Source organism: Eisenbergiella tayi (assembly GCF_001881565.1).
Lineage (GTDB): Bacteria > Bacillota > Clostridia > Lachnospirales > Lachnospiraceae > Eisenbergiella > Eisenbergiella tayi.
Genome location: NZ_MPDJ01000002.1, coordinates 26,495 through 46,839 on the forward strand (window position 1 = coordinate 26,495; position 20,345 = coordinate 46,839).

The following is a 20,345-nucleotide window of genomic DNA, read 5'->3' on the forward strand; positions in this document are numbered from 1 at the left end:
TTATGCTTGTTATGGGAATCGATATCGGAACAACAGGTGCCAAGGCGGCGGTTTTTGATTCAGTCGGGAAACAGTACGGTTATGATTTTGCTGAATACAGTGTACTTACCAGGGCGCCGGGGATTGCAGAACAGGATGGAGAAGACATATGGCGAATCACAAAGAGGGTAATCGCAGGCGCCGGCAGGGAATGCGGAGGAGACATTATTGCCCTAAGCCTCTCTGTTCAGGGTGACGCAGTGACGGCCGTAGACACCTCTCTGCGTCCTCTCATCCCATTCCTGTTGGGTATGGATTATCGCTGCGCATCACAGGCAGCTGCATTTGCCTCGGAGTATGGAGAAGAATATTTATTCCGCCATACCGGCATGTCTCCTCATCCAATGAATACGATTTGCAAGATACGTTATATATACGAGAACATGCCTGATATCGCTGCTAATACCTATAAATTTATGACTTATTCCGATTTTCTGCTTTCAAAACTCGGAGCCGATTCCCCTTCAATAGATTATACGATGGCAAGCAGAACTATGGCTGCCGACATTTTAACTTTGGATTGGATTCCTGAGATCCTGTCTTCCGCAGGCATCACAAAAAATCAGTTATCCGAACCGGTTCCCTGTGGAACTGTTGTGGGCCGTCTGGCAAAAGAACTTTCAGAGGAACTTGGGATCCGCCCGGGTGCATTACTTGTCGCAGGCGGTCATGATCAGGCTATGGCTGCTCTTGGCGCTGGACTTTTATATACCGGTACTGCCCTCGATTCCCACGGAACAGCAGAAGTAATTTCTACTCCCCTTACTGTTCCTAAATTAGATATAGATATGCTAATGCATTCTTTTCCCTGTTATTCCTATGCTCTACCCGGAATGTATTTTACGTTTTCCCTAAACCATACCGCTGGGATTCTTTTGAAATGGTGGGCTGAAGGCTTTTGCCAACAGGATTATACAGCTGCTTCAAAATTAGATAAATCCATTTACAGCTATCTCATTGAACAGGCTGACGAAAAACCATCCCAACTCTTAGTACTTCCCGGATTTCAGGGAAACGCAACTCCAAACTGTGACTTAAATGCCAGAGGAGCTATCCTGGGCCTGACGCTCTCTTCTACACGGCAGGAAATTGCCAAAGCAATTTTAGAGTCATTATGTTTTAATATGAAAGAAAATATAGCTGCGTTGCACTCCTCCGGCATTCCCATTGAGGAGTTAAGATGTGTTGGCGGAGGAGCGCGTACCCCATTTGGTCTTCAATTGAAAGCAGATATATGCGGATGTCCTATTTATACTCTGCGTATTCGGGAAGCAGCCTGTTTAGGTGCCGCTATACTTGCCGGAACCGCAGCTGGCGTATGGAAAACCCCACAGGAAGCTTCAGAAATTATACATCTGGATCATGAATATCTTCCCGATCCGGATAAAGGGAAAATTTATAATGCACGTTACCAATACTATCTGGAGGCAATACAGGCTAACAGGAAAATCTTTCACTATTTATCAGGTTGCACCCCTGAAAATGCATAAAGGAGATATTTATGAACAGTACTGATTTAAAAATGGAAGTAATCGAAGCCATAAATAAAATGACATTTTATTCTGATAGAAGAGATTTTAATAATTTAGCTGAATGCTATGATGATATTGTGTATCAATTTGACTCAGATGGTCAACCTGTCTCATCTCAATCCCGAGAAGAACTGATTAAGGGAGCTAAAGAAACTTTGCCGGGCTATGATATGTTAATGCATTTACTTACAAACCATCACATCAATTTATTATCTGAATCAGAGGCATTGATTACTGTCAATATGTACTGTATCCATGCAATTGACAATGAACAGATGATCAATTGCTCATGGTTAACCAGTTATATGTGCAAAAATAATGGACGCTGGGTTATTTACGGAAGCCATAGTGAATTTATCAAACAATTCGGCAATCCCTCTATCTTTGAAATGGCAAAAGAAAAAGTCAAATTGAAAAAACAAAAAATATAGTCTTTCCTATTAACCACATTTTAGTACTATTTTGATAATCATAAAAGGCCTGCGTATTTATGCAGGCCTTTTATGATTAACCTTTCCAGAAATTTTCCAGACGTACACATGCTACCAAGGAAAGAAAATACCACACTATTTTCTCAAGTACTTACCGGTAATACTCCGTGGATTGGCCGCCACCTCGTCAGGCGTTCCGGCGGCAGCAATGCGCCCCCCGTCCATGCCTCCCCCGGGTCCCATATCGATCACATAATCTGCATTTGAAATGACATCCAAATCATGCTCTATCACAAGCACCGTAGCGCCACATTCCACCAACCGGTCAAAAACCGTCAGTAGGGTGCGCACGTCAAGCGGATGCAGGCCTATGGTCGGTTCATCAAACACAAAAACCGTCCCCTCCTGCTGCCTGCCCATCTCAGACGCCAGCTTCAGCCGCTGGGCTTCGCCGCCGGACAGACTGGGCGTTTCTTCGCCAAGAGTAAGATAGCCAAGCCCCAGCTCCTCAAGAACCTGCAGACGCTGCCTTACTGTTTTCAAATCTTCACACGCCGTCAGCGCATGCTTTACATCCATAGCCATGATTTCCGGCAGGGAATATTCTTTTCCGGCCTTATTTGTACGCTTAATCCGTTCCGCTTTCCCGGCATATCTTGACCCCCGGCACTCCGGGCAGGGTATTTCCACATCCGGCAGGAACTGCACATCCAGACTGATGCTCCCTGTCCCGTCACAGGTTGGGCAGCGAAGCCCTCCAGTATTATAGGAAAAATCGCCGGCCTTATATCCCAGCGCTTTAGCGTCCGGCGTTCTTGCATAGATTTTCCGCAGCTCATCGTGTACGTTTGCGTAGGTAGCTACAGTGGAACGCACATTTATCCCTATCGGGGCTGCATCGATCAGCTTAACCTGCCGTATCTGCTCCGCTGATATTTCCTTCACATGAGCGGGAAGCTTTTTCCCGTCGATAACAGCTTCCAGGCCGGGGATCAGGCTTTCCAGAATCAATGTGGTTTTACCAGAACCGGACACGCCTGTTATGACCGTCAGCCTGCCTTGCGGTATATCGACTTCCAGTGGTTTTACTGTATGAATCTCACCGGTGGACAAATGGATGTTCCCCAACGCAAACAGTTCCTCCGATGAAGTCCGTTTTCTCATCCTGGGCCTATATTCCCCGGAAAGAAACGGTCCGATCTGGGAAACAGGGTTCTTTTTCATCTCCGGGACGGTTCCCTGCGCGATAACCCGTCCGCCATCCGCGCCCGCCTCCGGCCCCATTTCAACAATCCAGTCCGCCTCCGATAAAATCTGTGTGTCATGATCCACCAGCACAACGGAGTTCCCATCTGCAATCAGATCTCGCATAACACCGGTAAGTCCGACGATATTGGACGGATGCAGGCCAATCGACGGCTCATCCAGAACGTATAACACGCCGGTAGTGCGGTTGCGGACCGCCCGCGCCAGCTGCATCCGCTGCCGTTCTCCGGTAGAAAGCGTGGCAGCGGCTCGGTCAAGGCTGAGGTAGCCAAGCCCCAAATCCATCAGCCGTTTTGCCACGGTCTGAAACGATTCGCAGATTGCCCCGGCCATAGGACGCATTTCCGCCGGCAGTTCTCCCGGTACCCCGGCTACCCACGATACCAGCCGGAGAAGCGGCATCCTGCAGGCTTCATCCAGGGAAATCCCCCGCAGCTTAGGCATCCTCGCGGCGGCAGAAAGCCGGGAACCGCCGCAATCTGGGCATATCCCCTGCTTCAGAAATTTTTCCACCCGCTTCATTCCCTTTTCGTCCTTTACCTTGGCAAGGGCGTTTTCTACGGTATAATTGGCATTGAAATAAGTAAAATCCAGTTCTCCCGCCTGGTTGCTGCCATTCTTAGGTTTATAGAAAATATGCTTTTTTTCCGCCGGGCCATGAAAGACGATCTCACGCTCCCTGTCAGTCAGCTGGGAAAAGGGGACATCCGTGCGTACACCCATCTCGCGGCACACATCCGTCATCAGCGACCACATCAGGGTATTCCACGGCGCAACCGCCCCTTCATCGATTGTCAGGGATTCGTCCGGTACCAGGGTATCCTGATCAACCGTGCGCACTACCCCGGTGCCGCCGCAGGTGCGGCAGGCCCCCTGGCTGTTAAAGGCCAGCTCTTCTGCCGAAAGACCGAAAAACCGCTCCCCGCATTCAGGGCAGACAAGCTCCTGTCCTGCCGCCACTGCCAGCGACGGTTCCAGATAGTGTCCATTCGGGCAGCGATGGCTGGAAAGCCGGGAATACATCAGACGCAGGCTGTTCAAAAGTTCCGTTCCCGTTCCGAATGTACTGCGGATGCCCGGTACGCCGGGACGCTGATGCAGTGCCAGCGCCGCCGGTATATAAAGTACCTCATCCACCTGCGCCCTGGCCGCCTGCGTCATACGGCGCCGGGTATAAGTCGAAAGCGCGTCAAGATAGCGCCGCGACCCCTCGGCATACAAAACGCCAAGCGCCAGCGATGATTTCCCGGAACCGGAAACACCGGCGATACCCACAATCTGATTCAGCGGAATATCCACATCAATGTTTTTCAGGTTGTGTACTCTTGCATTCCGTACCTGAATCTGTCCGGGAATTTTATTTTCTCTATGTATTGTTTGAAAGCTTTCCTTTTTTTCATCCATCTTCTGTCACCGATCCTGTTGTTTTTTCTTATTATACCACCTTTTCTTCTAAATCATTTTCAATTTTCCGAATCAACCCGGCGGGAACTACTTATACAATATATTCACTTCTGCTTTTTTTAAATAACGGCTTAAATTTATAGAACTGTCACCATACTTTCCATTCATGCCGTAAGAATAGGAATAATAGATTTTGTTTTCATACTTAAAGTATCCTGTACTTTTATAATCGGAAAGAATATCCAACAAAAACGTTTTAGCTTCACCAATCAAAAGGTTCCCTCTTCCGGAGAATTGCGGTTCATTACATACAAACCGAAATGCCTTCTTGGGTATATCAAGAAAATACATGTCACCCATATAATCTGCGGAATTAATATACTTTGACAATGTATTCTGAAGAAGATATGCCGTACCATGCCATTTGAATTCTGATATATCATCATGTCCGAGTTTTTCATAATTCACATCTTGTGCACATCCTTATTCTAATTAAGTCTACTCTTAGATATATCAAGTGGCGACTGGCGATCTGCCTTTATAAACAACGAATAACAGACCGGATTTATCTATAAAAATCCGGTCTGTTATTCATTCTTCCTGCCTTTTTATATCACTTTCTGCCAATTCCGATAACATCATGGACAAAATACAATGCCATCGCCTCCATCCGGCGGTTTCCGTTCTCCGTAAAGCCATGTATTTCTCCGGTAAACACCTCCAATTTCCCCTGGGCATATTCCTCCGCCGCATTTTTACCATACTCTATCGGCACGATCTCATCCTGATCCCCATGCATAATCAATACCGGCTGTTTAAACTTTCTGATGTATGTATGGATATCAAGCCCCCTCAAGGTACGGAAAAACTCATTTCCAAGTTCCATCCCCCAAAATTCCAGTTTTGGAGGAATATCCTCTTCCTTTTCAAAACGTGTATTCCAGTTATCGGGAATACAAAGTGCAGGATACAGCAATATCAGGCCTTTTACATGCTCTCTTCTGTCAGCGGCCGCCATAGCGCTCACAAACCCTCCCTGACTTCCTCCGAAAAGGAATATCCGGTCTTTTTGTACCTGCTTCCATGTAAGAACCTCATCCAAAACAGCGCACAGATCCTCTTCCTCCGTATACAGGGTCATTTCCGTCGTAGAGAAACCACTTTCATCCCGTACGCTCCCGCCGCAGAAAGTATAGCACACCGTACCGATTCCATTCTCAGCAAAATACTCCGCTGAAATTTCAAAATCAGATTTATGTCCGTTATATCCATGGCTCATAATGATAAGCGGATATTCCTTAGCATCAGGCTCGTAAAAAAAGCCGTATACCGTTCTTCCGTGATGTGTAACCAATACCTCTCTCTTTTTCATCTTCTCTCCCATTTTTCAAAAATATAATCTAATGCTGGGCTTTCTCCGTAATCTTATCCCTGTTCTTTTCAAATACCGGCTGCATATACTTCTTAAAAACCGGCATAAGTTCATGATCATAATTGCAGCGAAGCTCCGCTTTTACATCAAATACCATTGTCTGCTCTTTCTCAGGTATGCTGGCAGGCCAAAAAGGCAGATTACCATGATTCGGATCGCCACTCCTGGCAAAAGCCATTACCGTATCAAAAATCAGTTTCTCCAGACTTTCTGTACATCCTTCCTGTGTGGATGGTACAAATTCAGTATTATGGAATACGTAGGGAATATCAGAACAATGCCAAGGTGTCGAACCGCCTTCTATAGGCATGTCGTGATTAAACATATAAGAGTAGGTGCACTGGTTCAATCCGCTTCTTAAACGAATATATTTGTGTATGCCATTTCGGAAAATGTAGTCCATTCTCACAATATCGCTGATATGTCTTTCAGGATATGCTTTCTTAAACATGGGAACAAGCTGCGCAGCAGCTTCAGTACCAAGCATTTCTTCCACAATCCGGATTTCCGCTTCCTCTGACATTTTCTTTTTATCCGCATTTCCCGGAACAAAAGAAGCCATCTCACCGAACACGGATCCCACCAACATGGGAATATGAGCGGTTTCCTTCCTGAATCCATAAAGCAGCGGATCTCCTGCGTAAAACTCGTTACGGAAAGGTAAATCTCCCACATACCTGTTTTCTTTTGCAAAATCAGGACGCACCTTCAAATAGGCATCCGCCAGTCTCTGATATGGAACCTCCTCAAGCTCTTTTACCTTACTGACGGACAATTCAGCCATAATGCTTTCAGCCAGGGCTTTCCCGCTTTCTTCTTCAGCCGGCCTTTCCACATCAAGGACACCGCTCATAGAATACCCTTTCGCATATAATCCATCCGCTCCCGGAGATTGCAGCAAGGTAGTTACTTTCCCCCCGCCTCCGGACTGACCGAATATAATCACATTATCCGGATCTCCTCCAAATTTTTCCACATTTTCCTGAATCCATTTCAGTGCTGCAATAATATCATCTCCTCCTGCATTTCCGGAATTCATATATTCATCACCAAAATCAGAAAGATCAAAGTATCCTATAATGTTCAGCCTGTGATTAATAGAAATTGTAACCACATCTCCAAATCTGCTCATGTTTTCGCCTTCATACGCTATATGTTCAATGGCAGATCCCGATTCATATCCGCCGCCATGAAGCCATACCATAACCGGGCGTTTCTGTTCATCACAGGCCGGCGTCCACAAATTCAGATTCATACAGTCTTCGTTCATAGGCCAGTAGCGGTGCGGTACAAATATTTCCCCGTTCGGTTTTGGCAGATACAGCTGAGGACAAACATATCCATAGCTTGTGGCATCAAACACATCCTTCCAAGCCGTAACAGGCTCTGGCGCATGGAATCTCTTCGCCTTCGCATACGGGATCCCTTTAAATACATAAATATCCTTCAGTATATATCCCCTTACTTTTCCTTTCGTAGTTTCTACTACTGCCGTTCTGTCATCAAATTGAAATCTTGTCTCCATCTTCCCCTCCATTAACCTTTTATTGATCCTATCATAACACCTTTTACAAAATATTTCTGTACAAAGGGATAAATACAAAAAATCGGAAGTGTACCCACTACGATAACAGCATATTTTACCACTCTTGTTAAAAGAAGTGTTGCCGCCGAGCTTGCACTGTCTCCTGCCGCCAGCATAGCAGCCCCCTGCTGAGATGTAATTAAATCCTTTAATACAAGCTGAAGCGGCCACAAGTCTCTATCCTGAAGATATATCATAGCTATAAAGTAACTGTTCCACTGTGCAACAATCAGGAATAAAGCGATTACGGCTAAACTGGCTTTGGACAAAGGATAATAAATCCGGAATAATATTGTCCATGCGCCGGCGCCATCCAGCTTTGCACTTTCTTCCAGGCTATCGGGAATCGACAGGAAAAAAGTCCGCATTATGATCAGATTCATTGGAGTAATGCATCCCGGAATAATAATAGCCCATATGGTATCCAGCATATGCAGGTTATTCATAAGTATATAGTTGGGAATCAGGCCTCCGTTAAACATCATAGTGAAGGTGATCAGCAACATCACCGGATTTTTCAGCTTCAGATTCTTTCTTGACAGCACATATGCACCAATTGATGTAAAAAGCACTCCAAGCAATGTCTGCACCGAAACATATATCAATGTATGCAGGTATCCATTCCAAACTGTATATGATTTCAGGACTTCTCTGTATCCGATAAGTGAAAATTTTCTCGGCCATAATACAAGCCCCTTGCTCAGGGCAAGAGCTTCCGGCTCCGAAAAAGAGGACATAATTACATGAATAATCGGCAGGATGCAGATAACCGATATTGTGGTCAGCAGTATTGCATTGCATACCGAAAACACAGTTTTTCCCACACTTTTTGATTCAACCATAGTCCCTCCTAGAACAAGTTCGTGTCGCTGAACTTTTTCGCCAGCTTATTTGCCACAACAATAAGTACAAAATTAATTACAGAATTAAACATTCCGACTGCCGTTGAATAACCGTAGTTGAACTCTTGCAGACCTTTTCTGTATACAAATGTGGAGATTACATCTGCCGTTTCATAAATGTTTGCATTATACAGAAGTATAATTTTTTCTGCGCCTACAGCTAACATAGTTCCGCATTTCAGTATAAGCATAATAATAATCGTAGAAGAAATTTCCGGTATTGTAATATGTATCGTCTGCTGCCACCTGTTTGCGCCATCTATTGCGGCGGCCTCGTACAATTGCTGATCAACTGCAGATAGTGTAGCGACATAAATGATACTGGAATATCCCAGCCCCTGCCAAAGCTCGCTTACTGTCATTATTGCCCTGAAATATTGAGGATCAGCAAGAAGATTTTTGCTTTCTCCTGTCAGCGCTGTCATTAACGTTCCTCCCAGAATCCCGTCTGAAGAAGTAAAATCAATAATAATGCCTGCCAGTACCACCAAAGAAATAAAATATGGCATGTAGGTGATTGTCTGCACTGCCTTCTTAAACCGCAGCCGCCTGACTTCATTCAGTAACAAGGCGAATATAATTGGTAGCGGGAAGCAGATTAGTAGGCTTAGCAGGCTGATGATAACCGTATTTCTCAGTACACGGCCAAAATACACGCTGTTAAAAAAATCTATGAAATTTTTTAAGCCCACAAAGCTGCTTCCGAGAATTCCGCTTGCCGGCCGGAAATTCTGAAAGGCTATTACCAGTCCCCCCATAGGGATATAGGAAAACACGATAAAATAAATGAGTACCGGAAGCAGCATCAAATAGTAAGCTTTGTTTATTTTAATATCATGGAGTAAGCCTTTTTTCTTTTTCACATCCATCTCTCCAATGTCATCTGTCATTATATCTGTCATAGCCAGTCTGATAGATACTCAAGGCATCTTCAATTCCCATAGAGTAAATCTGCCGGACGGTATTATCCCAGTTTGCCAAAGCCGCACCGTCAGTGATTGCCTTGATGGTTTCCTCCTGCACATAGGTGGAAATATCACTCATAATTGTTGATACCTGCTGCTCTTCTTCTGCTGTCAGAGACCAGATCGTATTATACTGTTCTGTCGATTCTGTCCAGATTCTATTCCATTCCTGATTCTCTTTTGATTTAAATTGCGCATTCCGGTATTTCGCTTCATCCGATACTGCAAAAACACACGCTACATTCAGGCGAAGCCCATCAGAAGAACCTGAGGGATAATTCAATATTTTATCAGTAAACGTCGGTTCACCGTCAACTAATGTATAAGTTTCTCCTTCAATACCCAAATTGCTTATTCTTACACCAGCATCAGAACATAAATAGTCAATAAAATTCATGGCAAGCTTGGGATCGGAACAATTCGATGTAATTGCAAACCAGCTGCCATTTCCGCAGTATAATTCCTTAATGGATACTTTAGGTATCGATCCATCTGTAACCTTTTTCGGATATCCCACTGCAACAGCCTCTGCGCCTGGAACTGTATTCTGCAAAGTCATCACCATAGAAGGCAGCGGGCCATCTAATGTATAACAGGCTCCAATCTTTCCTTCACCAAACATTGCAAGAAAAGTATCCATTGTGGAGAGCAAAGATCTTGTCATAAATTCCTTATCCAGCAATCCTTCCTGATACCATCTGTTCATTGTTGTCAGATACTCCTTGTACCCAGGCTCAACTGCGCCATAGGTCAGTTTGCCCTCCTCCCCAGGATATATGCCAACATCATTGCGGAAGTCAACCGGAGCCTTCTCTATTCCATATGCCGCCAGCAATGCCTGATCCATTCCTGTCGTGTTCAACATACTATATGGTACCTCAATGCCCATATCTTTAAATGCCAGGAGAGTTTTTTCCCATTCTTCCACTGTTTGCGGTACATCCAGACCGGCTTTATCCAACAGATCCTTTCTGATAACCTGTCCCCACCACTGAAGTTCCTTTCCTTCAAATTCAGGCATATATTTTGCATAGGCAACAGCCATCCTGTTTTCAAGGGTCGTAGCTTCCTTATATGACTGCTCATTTTCCTTAATCAATTCCAGATAATTGGGCATATATTCTTCCGCATAAGGTGCAAGGTCGATAAAACAGCCATCTTCCACCGCCTGATCCATACCTCCCGGATAAGAAATGCCTGCATTTCCCACAATAATATCCGGATAGTTACCGGATGCAATCAAAAGGTTAAACTGTGCCGCTTCCTCTCCTACAGCCGGAACAATATAATTAATTTTAATGTTGGTATTTTCCGAAAGCTTTTGATAAGAAGGATTACTGTCAATCAACTGCTGCGTGAAGGTCTGTGCCCCTGAAAAATTGGCGCCGCCTATGGCAAAGAAAACATCGAGTTCCTTCTGTTCTTCACAAAGCGGTCCAACATAATTATTATTTTCATCTCTGTTATTTAAAGCCGCCGTGTCACTATCCTGCACTCCCTGTGTGGTATCTTCCGTTTCCAAAGGAACCGGCATATCTGTCACTGCCTGACTCTCCGGCGTTTTTTCGCCTGTTTTGCAGCCTGCCATTGCTGCTGCCATTAACGCCATAAGTCCCAATACTGCAATTCCCTTTCTTATTTTACCTTTCATTGCTGCCTCCTGTTCTTTTCCTAATAATTGAGGTACCTGTCATCAGTTTCCTTTCCAATACAAATCTATCCGGATCCAAAACAAATCTGTGTAACAGAACATTAGCACAGTTATTATCCTGTTGAAAGTTCCTTTTACAAGCCGTAGGAAAAGAAAAAATGCCATTTTCTGACCTTTTTCGGTGAAAATGACATTTTCCGCACAAAATTAAAACAAAACTGACATATGAAAACTCCTGTTATTCCTTCTTCTCACACCTATTTTGCTTTCTATATTCCGTGGGCGTAATTCCTTCCGCCTGCTTAAAAGAACGAATCATAGTTCTGTATGAGCAAAAACCTGACTGCTCCGCAATATCATTAATATTCAAGGAAGCATCTTTCATCAAAAATTTCACCCTCTCTATCCTCATTTCATTCACATACTGGCTGACTTTCATATTATATTGTTTTTTCATCAGGCGAGTAACATATCCTTCCGATATCTGAAATTTCTCCGCGATTGATGAAAGAGAAAGACCCGGGCTTGTATAATTTGTGTCAATGTAATCTTTTATTCTTTCTGCCTTCGGTCTGAGAGGCTCATTTGCTGCCAGATTATTTTTTAGCATATACAGAAGTTGTGTCAGCCAATCGGCAATTCGATTATTATCACAGCAGTTCATTATGCTCATTATTTTTTTATCACAATCAGATGAGAATTCAGAACTGTCGGACACAGCATCTCGTATCAGGAAAAGAATATGGAACAGATATAATCTAATCCCTGCGTCATCATTATCCAAATTACTGACATCCTGTATCAGTTCCTTTACTAATTTTTCCGCATTATTATAATCTCTGCTTTTCAGAAAATTAACAAGCCTCCATTCTTTTCGGCTCTGAATATTTGAATCAATCTCCCTGTCTATATTTTTTCCCCAGTCCCCCATTACCAGTAAACATTCACTGTAACTGCTGCGTAACTCTGTCAGACGAATACATTCAAAACTGCAAAACCAGGAAACAGAAATCCCCATTCGCTCTTTCAGAAATTCCTTGGTTTTATTGCTCTTCTCCTCTATCAGCGCTTCCGCTTTCCGTTCTTCCTGATTGCTGTAATTAATCAGCAGTACAACAAAATTATCACATTCAACTGGTTCTACCACAGGAAAGGCTTCTTTCATACATTCGGTTGCAATATTCTTTATCAAAAAATGAACCAGATCATAAGTATCTACCCTATTCTTTGCATCATTATCAAAAAAAAGAGTTGAATAGTCTTCTACAGAAAAAAGAACCATGCGAAATATATGATGTGGAAAATGAATACAGTACTGGTCCAGCACGTTTTCGATTTCTTCTGATGAGACATAATAACCTTTTATAATCCGGCTTAGAATATTATTTACAATAACATCCCTCTCTTGATCCATTTGATTTTTCAGTGCATATCGATCCTCCGCAACTTCCTGGAAGGCCTTCTGCAAATATTCAAATTCACCTTCCGACACTTCAATGGGATGCTGCCTGCCAATTGTCTGAATTAGCTTCAACACCGGATTATACTGTTTTTTTACCAGGTAGCGGGCCAGAAGCATGCTGGCGACTAAGCTTACCAATATGAAGCATATATAAGCGTTCCTGCTGTGGTAAATATCCTGAAACAGCGAAGTCGTATCTATCCCGCAATAATACTCCCAGTTTTCCGTCTCCGATTTTACTTTGGCGATAAATATATCTTCTCCCTCTTTCTGCATCCTTGTATAAGAGTCCATTCTCATAAGTTCTTCTGCGCTTTCACCATCATAACTTTTTCTCCGGCCTATATCATAGAAAATACCGGAATCAGTCATAATACCTTCCAGTGCCCTTCCTGAATTTGAATTGCCGGCTTCGAAATCCAGCTGAATCAGAATCCAGCCATCAGGATTCCTGATATCCTTAGAAGTAATCACGTTATAATAATACAGGTGCGATTGACCGATACCGTCTTCCAGAACTAAAACCGACTGCCCTGAATGCTCCAGAAGATCCCATAATTCTTTTTCGCTTTTGTTAAAATGCCTTTCATAGTCAAAACCATTAGTTCCTCTTTCATTAGATGCCTGTCTGGGTGATATCAGATACCTGCTCTTTCTGGAAAACACAAAAATGTCTTTGATACAGACTTCGTTTGCCATCTGAGCCTGTAAATACTTAAACACCGCCTGTATTGCAAGTTTGCTTTCTCCGCTCTCCGTTGTTTCATGTCCCATGAAACCAATCACATAAGGGTTTTCCGCTATCTGCCTGCTTATAATATGAACTGTCTCCATCTTCCCATCGTATACATATTTTAGCTGGTTCACACTATTCTCCTGCATTTGCTGAAGCTGTTCGGAAAGGACTTTCCCAATATAGGAAAACATAAAGAAACTGAGAAGGATAGGCACACAAATCACTGTCATATAAGAAGCAAACCATAAAAGAAAAGTTTTGCTGCCTTTCCTGTATTTCTTCAATGTCTCTTTTTTTGATAACCCACTGATAATTCCTCACCCCCAAAAGACAATTAAACCATCAATTCCTAATCCTCTGCCTTTTTTATTGCCTTAATCCATTTTCCGCTGCGCAGCCGCCATACGCACCAGACACATTTTATAATCTGATCAATCTTCATGAAAAAATAAATCCAGAATGCAGGCATCTTCCATACCAGCCCTGCTAGAATCCCCAGCGGAACAGAGGCCAGCCAAAGGAACAGAATATCGGCAAACATTAAGAATTTCGTATCCCCACCACCGCGGAGCACTCCTTTTGTCAGTATGGAATTGGCCGAAGTAAAAATCAGGATAACAGCAACCGATTCCATCAGCTGCTCCGCTATCCGACGGGTTTCCTCCTGAATATGGTACATACCGATTACAGGCCCGCTTATAGCCAGAATTACCACACAGGCCGCTACGCCTAACAAAGCGCCGAAAATCAGGAAGGTATACCCTTCTCTCTGCGCCTGCTCTCTTTTTCCTTCTCCCAGGGTATGACCTGTGATTATGCATCCGGCCTGGCTGATCCCCTGTGTGAGAACCGTAGTCATCTGCTGGGTAACGGCGGTAATGGAATTAGCCGACACAAAAGCGGCGCCGATCCTCCCCATAATCATGGCGATTGCACTGTTTCCCAACGCCAGGAGGGAATCGCTTATCAATACCGGTATACAGATTTTTAAATATTCCGGTACCAGTCCATGGCAGTCCATAAACAAATCCTTAATCCGATAACCTATGTTTTTATCCCGTAAAAAAAAGTAGATGGCAATCGCTGAAAATTCTATGATTCTCGCCAGCAGTGTCCCCAGGGCCGCTCCGGCAACTTCCATACGCGGCGCACCTAAATTTCCGAAAATGAAAACCCAGTTAAAAAACAGATTCGCCATAAAACTGACGCTGGAACAGATAAGCGGTATTTTAGCCTGCCCCACACTTCTGAGTACAATCGTGCAGGTAAGTGACAATCCCAGTAAAAGATAAGTGGGCACCGACCAATTGAAATACCGGATCCCTTCCCTGATAATATCCGCATCCGGCGTATATATCCGCATCAGCGCCCCCGGAGCCAGAATCGTAGCCGCCATAAACAGCAGACCGAAAACAATGCATAATCGAAGCATGATGGTAATGGACTGCTTCAGAGAACAGGAATCCTGCATTCCCCAAAACCTGGCTACCATAACCGAAGCCCCCATGCCGATTCCCATGCAGCATACATGATAGATATTAATGAACTGGTTTGCCAGGGAGGAAGCCGATAGAGCTACTTCCCCTAACGCTCCCAGCATTACGGTATCCATCATATTCACCCCTATGGAAATCAGACTCTGCAGGGCAATAGGAATAGCTATGATTCCCACCCGTTTATAAAATTCCGCAGTTCCCAGATATAATCTCAGTTTTCTATTCAAATGCATTCCATCCTTTCTCATCCTGTCATTGTTCCTTTTTAATTCCGTCTTTGAAATACATCCTGTAAAAATGCATCCGCCAGCTGCAGCCACAGTTGGAAATTGGGATATTGATTTTCTCCCATAATTGTAATTCCTCCCTGGCCATGCGGCACACCGGCAAAAGTATGTACCTCTACTTCCACACCATGGGCTAAAAGATCCGGAAGCGCCGCATTCAGATTATCCAGTGCTATGTCCTCTCTTCCCACCGCAAAAAAGACGGGCGGATATACCACATCCGTATAATCAAACTCCGCACCTTTATAACGCGGTCCGTATATACACAGAAAAGCATCCGGCGCTCCATAATAGCTGTCCAAATCATCCTCCCTGTAGTCCGGAAAATGATCTGTTGTTTTTTGTGTCCCGGAATAATAGCGGATACATGCTTCTCCGGTAAGGCCCCCATTGGAAAATCCGGCAAAGGCTACCTGATTTTCCCTGATTCCATAAGAGCCTGCCGCCGCCCTGACCATACGTATCGCCCTCGCCGTATCAGCGCCGCACTCCTGCTCTGTCCATGGATTTCTGTTCGGACGGTTCAGCAGGAGGAAACTGTGATATCCCATTTTATTAAAATCCAGGCAGGTCTGGTATCCTTCGCTCACAACACAGTCTCCATGGTCTCCCCCGGCACAGACTATGATGGCCCCTTTCGGCTTCCTGTCAGAAGGCAGCAGCATCTCATAAAGATACGGCCTGAAATCAGGATTATGGTTATACCTGCAGCCATAATTATCTTTATACTGTGTCATTACCGGCATTTCACCCTCAGGCCACAAATAAATCCGTTTCGGTGCATTCCCTTTTCGTGTAAGGGAATCCCTCAGCGTACAGAATTCCTGCAGCAGTCCTTTACGTCTCTCGTTGTCTGCGTCAATCTCCATCTGCCGTCCCAAATTCCGCAGACGGACCAGCTGTTCCGCCGGATAACAGGGTGCATCTTCAAAAAAAGGAACCGCTTTCAATCTCTCCACAGCTATTGTTTTTTCCAGCAGTTTCTTATCTTCTTTATTTTCCATTCTGATCTCCTTTTCTTTTCAACTCTCACATCAGGTTTCAAATGTATGAAAAAACTGCCTCCCGGCATCGTCATCTATAGATTATTTTGCTAAAGTTTAGCAACATTTTATATAAAAAGCGACGCTATCCTTAGATAGTCCGCCGCTTTTTACAGGAACATGCCGTGGAATCCCGGGCACCCTTTCTTTTCATGGAGTCCGTTCACTCTGTTTTTCCTGAAAGCTTTCTCCGTAAATCAGTTTCGTTACATGCAGCTTGGAAAGAGTCATATGAAGATCATTCTGCAGGATTGTCAACACCAGATGCATGGCATTCGCCGCCATTTCCGCTACCGATACATGAAGCACCGTTACGGTGGGATAAAGATATTGGCTGAAATCCCCGTCTCCGTATGCGATGATTTCCATCTGCCCCGGCACCTCAATATTTCCATCACGAAGCGCCGCGAGAATGCCGCTGCTCATCCTGCTCGTCTGAACAAACAGCGCGGTAGGCAGTTCCCTGCACTGAAGCATCTGCCTTACCGACTCATAACCGCCAATCCCATTCCCTTCCCCGGTCACCTTCCATTCATCCTTCAGCTGAATACCACATTTCCTGCATTCTTCTGCAAAACCATTATATCTCAGGACACTTGCGGCGCTGCGGTTTTCTGATGACACAATTCCCACCCGCTTATGTCCGTTCCTGTAAAAGAGTTCCGCACACTGCCTGCCGGTCTGATAGTCATCCACATAAACACTGCTGTAGTTTTCCAGGGTCTGATTAATCAGTACAATCGGTATTTCAAACGTGTTTTCTCTCAGATAGCCGCTGTCAATCTCCGACAGTCCGCCGATGATAGCACCATCATACCTCTTTCCTGAAAACGCATCCTCCAGCAGGTTCAGATGATCATACTCAAAAGGCTGGAGAACAATTTCCACTTCTGCATGGTACTGCTTTATCGTCTCCAAAAAACCGGAATAGAACTGTCCCAAAAGGCCGCCCATATAATGCAGGTTCCAGAATACACCAATACAGAATTTCTCTCTCCTGGCGGCTGTCTTCTGATTTTTTTTCTGATTTTTGCCGGACTGATAGTTCATCTCCCTGGCGGTATCCAATACAATTTTCTGGGTTTCCTTGGATATCCTCAGTTCGTCCCCCCGCCCGTTCAGGACAATGGACACCGTGCCGGAGGACAGCCCCAGATGCTCCGCTATCTGTTTTACCTGTACACCTCTGGTATTTTTAGGCATTCGCTTCCGCTCCATTTACATTTCATTATTTTTGATTCCGTAAAAATAAATTTCTCCCCGGACAGTTTACCGTACCGTCATTCAGAAACGGGCTCCATCTGCATGCCGGCCGGCAGTGCAGGCATTTTCCGCATTCCTTTCCTTCCAGAATGTCATTTCCGAAAGCAGGATTTACCAAAAATCCTCTTCCCACATCTACCATGTCTATCCCTGCATGCAGAAGGGCATTTTCCGCCATCTCACCATCCGTTATGCCGTCCACGCCGAACACCGGCATATCAGGCATCCGTTTTTTAATTTCCTGCGCTCCATAAATGGCATCTGAAAAGGGATACCCTTCCGGGCTGTACGAAAAGCTTTCGCCGGCAAAACCATAGGATATATCCAGAAAATCTGCTTTTCCGTTCAGCGCCAGAGCATTTTGAATTCCATCCTCTAACGCAGGTTCGAAAGCCCCGAGCCGGATTCCCGCCACAAAATCATCCCCACAGCTTTCACGTATTCCTTCCAGTATATCCAGGGCAAATTTTTCCCGGCACTGCCCATAAATATCATCCCTGCGGTTGATATTACGGTTAAAAAACTGGCAAATCAGATAACTGTGGCAGCCGTGGAGTTCAATTCCGTCCAGCCCTGCCAGCTGTGCCCGTCTCGCGGCCTGAACAAAATCATCAATCACTTCACGGACACGGGACATAGACATCCCGCAGCCCCTCGCCCGCAGTTCCCCATTGCTGTCCCTGAGGATATAATCGCTGGGGCAGTCGGCCTCTTTTTCTATTCCCGAAACCCCGGCATGCAGCAATTGTACAAAAAAGGGCACGTCATACCGGTGCACAGCATCTGCCAGCCGCTTCCAGCCTTCCGTCTGTTTATCTTCCCATAGCCCCAGCTGTGTTTCATGCAGCCTTCCCCGCTTTGACACCGCCGTGGCCTCACCGATAATCAACCCTGCCCCTCCTGCCGCAATATCACGGTAATGCTGCAGATTCTTATCTGTCACATAACCGTTGTCATCCGACCAGTGAAAACAAACCATGGGCGGAACGGCAATGCGGTTCTTCGTCCATATGTTCCTTATTTTTACCCGTTCTCTTATTTTATCCACACAATCCCTCCCGCGATGTATGCAGGGCAGTCCTGCTTTTCCTTTTTCCGCTATCCAAACCTGTCTCTGATACTATTCTTTTATAATATACTTTTTTGAAGCCGCTGGCAATCTGTTAATTGATTTTTTAGCAAAACATTCAAAATTTAGCTTTACTTAATCTTTTTCCGCAGCAGTTATACCCGCGGACCGCCTCCAAAAAATTCCGCCGTTATGGAACGATCCTGCTGTATCATCTTAAACGGATGCTGCGACATAAAATTAACCAGTTCTTCCTCCGAATCCGCTGATTTTACCTCACATTCCTCATCAAAATACATCATTGCATGCTGATTCTGCGTATAGGGCAGCCATACAGGCGCACCAGCTGCCCCCGGCCTCCCCTTTTCCGCAAAGCTGCACCAGCATTCACATACAATTGTCTGGACAAGCTCTGTAATTCCCGGAATGTAGGAAGGTTCTATATAATCTGCATTATGGAATACGTAAGGGATTTCCGCATTATGCCAGGGAAGCGTACCGCCATAAACCGGCTGTTCCATTTTGAACATATAGCCATATGTATTTTTAAGACCGGCCTGAGCCCGTGCTTTCAAATAGTCGAAGGTTCCCGGTCGGAATACCCTGTCGGTAAAAAGCAGATCTTGTATTCGGTTCCCGGGATAGGCTTTTCGGAATAATTCCATGGCTTCTTCTGCCGGCTCACCCAGTTTTTCACGAATCAGCGCTTCCGCCTTCTCCTCCGACCAGCTGTTTTTCCGTCCGTCATCGCAGGTTACAGCAAAATTCTGACAGAATTCACCCAAAACATTTCCTATAATCACCGGTATCTTTTTTGCATGCTCACATATTCCGGCTTCAAAAATACTGCCACTGTAAAAGTCATCATCCCTCCCGGGCCCGAAATCCATAAATGCATGCGGCCCTAAATCAGAGATGATTTGCTGGAAACGATAATAAGGCACCTCTTCGATTTCCCTGATCCGTTCCGGAGTTATTTCCAGCTTTCTTAACAGCAGTTCCGTCATATCCGGGCCTTTTTCTTTTCCGGCTCCTTCCCGTATGATACCGCTTTGAATCACAGCCTGGTGGAACAATCCGGCTGCCGATGGTATCTGAAGAAGGGCGGCAACCTTTCCTCCTCCTCCGGACTGTCCGAAAATCGTAACGTTTTGGGGATCACCGCCGAAGGCTTCTATATTTTTCTGCACCCAGCGCAGGGCTTCGATGATATCCGCCATCCCTGCATTAGCGGAATATCTGTATTCTTCTCCATATCCGGAAAGGTCCAGAAATCCCAGCACGTTCAGCCGGTGGTTCAGTGTAACCACCACAACATCACCGAAACGGCTCATATTTTCCCCGTCATATGCAAAATGTTCGATTCCGGATCCGGTTGCGAAACCGCCTCCGTGGAGCCATACAAGAACAGGCCTCTTTCTTTCAGGATCCGGTGACTGTGTCCAGATATTCAAATACTGACAGTCTTCATCCTGAGGGTAAAACACATGCGGCACCGTATAATTGTCACTTGGCTGTACGGTCTGGATTTCAGGACATACCGGCCCGTAAATAATAGCCTCCTTCACTCCCTCCCAGGCCTTTACCGGTGTTGGCATATGAAACCTCCTGGCATCGGCATATTTGATTCCTCTGAAAATATAGGTGCCGTCAACAATTAATCCGCGGAGCTTACCGTTTGGTGTAGAAACAACCGGTTCATCCGGGTTACAGATTACCTGTTTTGTCAATTTTTTTATAAACATATAAGCCTCCTGCCGGTAACGGTTCAGACAGTGCCGA

General features: G+C 45.0%; 15 protein-coding genes. 2 read left to right on the forward strand and 13 right to left on the reverse strand.

What is annotated here, in order from left to right; translation table 11 throughout:
- Positions 1–2 precede the first annotated feature (2 nt).
- Complete coding sequence (locus tag BLA28_RS08800; RefSeq protein ID WP_071699019.1) at positions 3–1,529, forward strand: FGGY-family carbohydrate kinase; 1,527 nt, start codon at positions 3–5, stop codon at positions 1,527–1,529.
- Positions 1,530–1,540: 11 nt separating this feature from the next.
- A complete protein-coding gene (locus BLA28_RS08805) occupies positions 1,541–2,002 on the forward strand; it encodes a nuclear transport factor 2 family protein (protein ID WP_071699020.1) in 462 nt (153 codons plus the stop codon).
- 135 nt (positions 2,003–2,137) lie between these two features.
- Here the strand turns inward: BLA28_RS08805 and BLA28_RS08810 are convergent, their stop codons facing one another.
- The 13 genes from BLA28_RS08810 to BLA28_RS08870 all read right to left on the reverse strand — a co-directional run bounded on the left by BLA28_RS08810 (position 2,138) and on the right by BLA28_RS08870 (position 20,308).
- The gene (locus BLA28_RS08810; RefSeq protein ID WP_071699021.1) at positions 2,138–4,672 is read right to left on the reverse strand and encodes an excinuclease ABC subunit UvrA; all 2,535 of its coding nucleotides are present in this window, start codon (positions 4,670–4,672) and stop codon (positions 2,138–2,140) included.
- Between the two features lie 87 nt (positions 4,673–4,759).
- Entirely contained in the window at positions 4,760–5,140 is a 381-nt protein-coding gene (locus BLA28_RS08815) for a hypothetical protein (protein WP_071699022.1), read from the reverse strand.
- A 145-nt stretch (positions 5,141–5,285) separates the two neighbouring features.
- Positions 5,286–6,044, reverse strand: a complete 759-nt coding sequence (locus BLA28_RS08820) for an alpha/beta hydrolase family protein (protein ID WP_071699023.1) — start codon at positions 6,042–6,044, stop codon at positions 5,286–5,288.
- A 28-nt stretch (positions 6,045–6,072) separates the two neighbouring features.
- A complete protein-coding gene (locus BLA28_RS08825; RefSeq protein ID WP_071699186.1) occupies positions 6,073–7,629 on the reverse strand; it encodes a carboxylesterase/lipase family protein in 1,557 nt (518 codons plus the stop codon).
- Between the two features lie 11 nt (positions 7,630–7,640).
- Entirely contained in the window at positions 7,641–8,531 is an 891-nt protein-coding gene (locus BLA28_RS08830; RefSeq protein ID WP_071699024.1) for a carbohydrate ABC transporter permease, read from the reverse strand.
- A gap of 8 nt (positions 8,532–8,539) precedes the next feature.
- Complete coding sequence (locus BLA28_RS08835; RefSeq protein WP_081332536.1) at positions 8,540–9,454, reverse strand: ABC transporter permease; 915 nt, start codon at positions 9,452–9,454, stop codon at positions 8,540–8,542.
- A gap of 16 nt (positions 9,455–9,470) precedes the next feature.
- On the reverse strand, positions 9,471–11,207 hold the full coding sequence (locus BLA28_RS08840; RefSeq protein WP_071699025.1) for an extracellular solute-binding protein: 1,737 nt from the start codon (positions 11,205–11,207) through the stop codon (positions 9,471–9,473).
- Positions 11,208–11,445: 238 nt separating this feature from the next.
- Positions 11,446–13,536: a helix-turn-helix domain-containing protein gene (locus BLA28_RS08845; RefSeq protein WP_169897218.1), complete on the reverse strand. Its 2,091-nt coding sequence runs from the start codon at positions 13,534–13,536 to the stop codon at positions 11,446–11,448.
- Between the two features lie 218 nt (positions 13,537–13,754).
- On the reverse strand, positions 13,755–15,128 hold the full coding sequence (locus BLA28_RS08850) for an MATE family efflux transporter (protein WP_330393272.1): 1,374 nt from the start codon (positions 15,126–15,128) through the stop codon (positions 13,755–13,757).
- Positions 15,129–15,166: 38 nt separating this feature from the next.
- Entirely contained in the window at positions 15,167–16,192 is a 1,026-nt protein-coding gene (locus tag BLA28_RS08855) for an alpha/beta hydrolase (RefSeq protein WP_071699027.1), read from the reverse strand.
- Between the two features lie 189 nt (positions 16,193–16,381).
- Positions 16,382–17,434 carry a LacI family DNA-binding transcriptional regulator gene (locus tag BLA28_RS08860; protein WP_071699028.1) on the reverse strand — a complete coding sequence of 351 codons (1,053 nt, stop codon included), beginning with the start codon at positions 17,432–17,434 and terminating at the stop codon, positions 16,382–16,384.
- 25 nt (positions 17,435–17,459) lie between these two features.
- Positions 17,460–18,542 (reverse strand): NADH:flavin oxidoreductase, encoded by a 1,083-nt coding sequence (locus BLA28_RS08865; protein ID WP_071699029.1) that lies wholly within the window; start codon positions 18,540–18,542, stop codon positions 17,460–17,462.
- A gap of 176 nt (positions 18,543–18,718) precedes the next feature.
- On the reverse strand, positions 18,719–20,308 hold the full coding sequence (locus BLA28_RS08870) for a carboxylesterase/lipase family protein (RefSeq protein WP_081365595.1): 1,590 nt from the start codon (positions 20,306–20,308) through the stop codon (positions 18,719–18,721).
- Between the last annotated feature and the right edge of the window lie 37 nt (positions 20,309–20,345).

Excerpts from the sequence above, each read along its gene's own strand:
- BLA28_RS08800 (WP_071699019.1), top strand. The coding sequence starts at position 3 with ATGCTTGTTATGGGAATCGATATCGGAACAACAGGTGCCAAGGCGGCG.
- BLA28_RS08805 (WP_071699020.1), top strand. The coding sequence starts at position 1,541 with ATGAACAGTACTGATTTAAAAATGGAAGTAATCGAAGCCATAAATAAA.
- BLA28_RS08810 (WP_071699021.1), bottom strand. The coding sequence starts at position 4,672 with ATGGATGAAAAAAAGGAAAGCTTTCAAACAATACATAGAGAAAATAAA.
- BLA28_RS08820 (WP_071699023.1), bottom strand. The coding sequence starts at position 6,044 with ATGAAAAAGAGAGAGGTATTGGTTACACATCACGGAAGAACGGTATAC.
- BLA28_RS08825 (WP_071699186.1), bottom strand. The coding sequence starts at position 7,629 with ATGGAGACAAGATTTCAATTTGATGACAGAACGGCAGTAGTAGAAACT.
- BLA28_RS08830 (WP_071699024.1), bottom strand. The coding sequence starts at position 8,531 with ATGGTTGAATCAAAAAGTGTGGGAAAAACTGTGTTTTCGGTATGCAAT.
- BLA28_RS08840 (WP_071699025.1), bottom strand. The coding sequence starts at position 11,207 with ATGAAAGGTAAAATAAGAAAGGGAATTGCAGTATTGGGACTTATGGCG.
- BLA28_RS08855 (WP_071699027.1), bottom strand. The coding sequence starts at position 16,192 with ATGGAAAATAAAGAAGATAAGAAACTGCTGGAAAAAACAATAGCTGTG.
- BLA28_RS08860 (WP_071699028.1), bottom strand. The coding sequence starts at position 17,434 with ATGCCTAAAAATACCAGAGGTGTACAGGTAAAACAGATAGCGGAGCAT.
- BLA28_RS08870 (WP_081365595.1), bottom strand. The coding sequence starts at position 20,308 with ATGTTTATAAAAAAATTGACAAAACAGGTAATCTGTAACCCGGATGAA.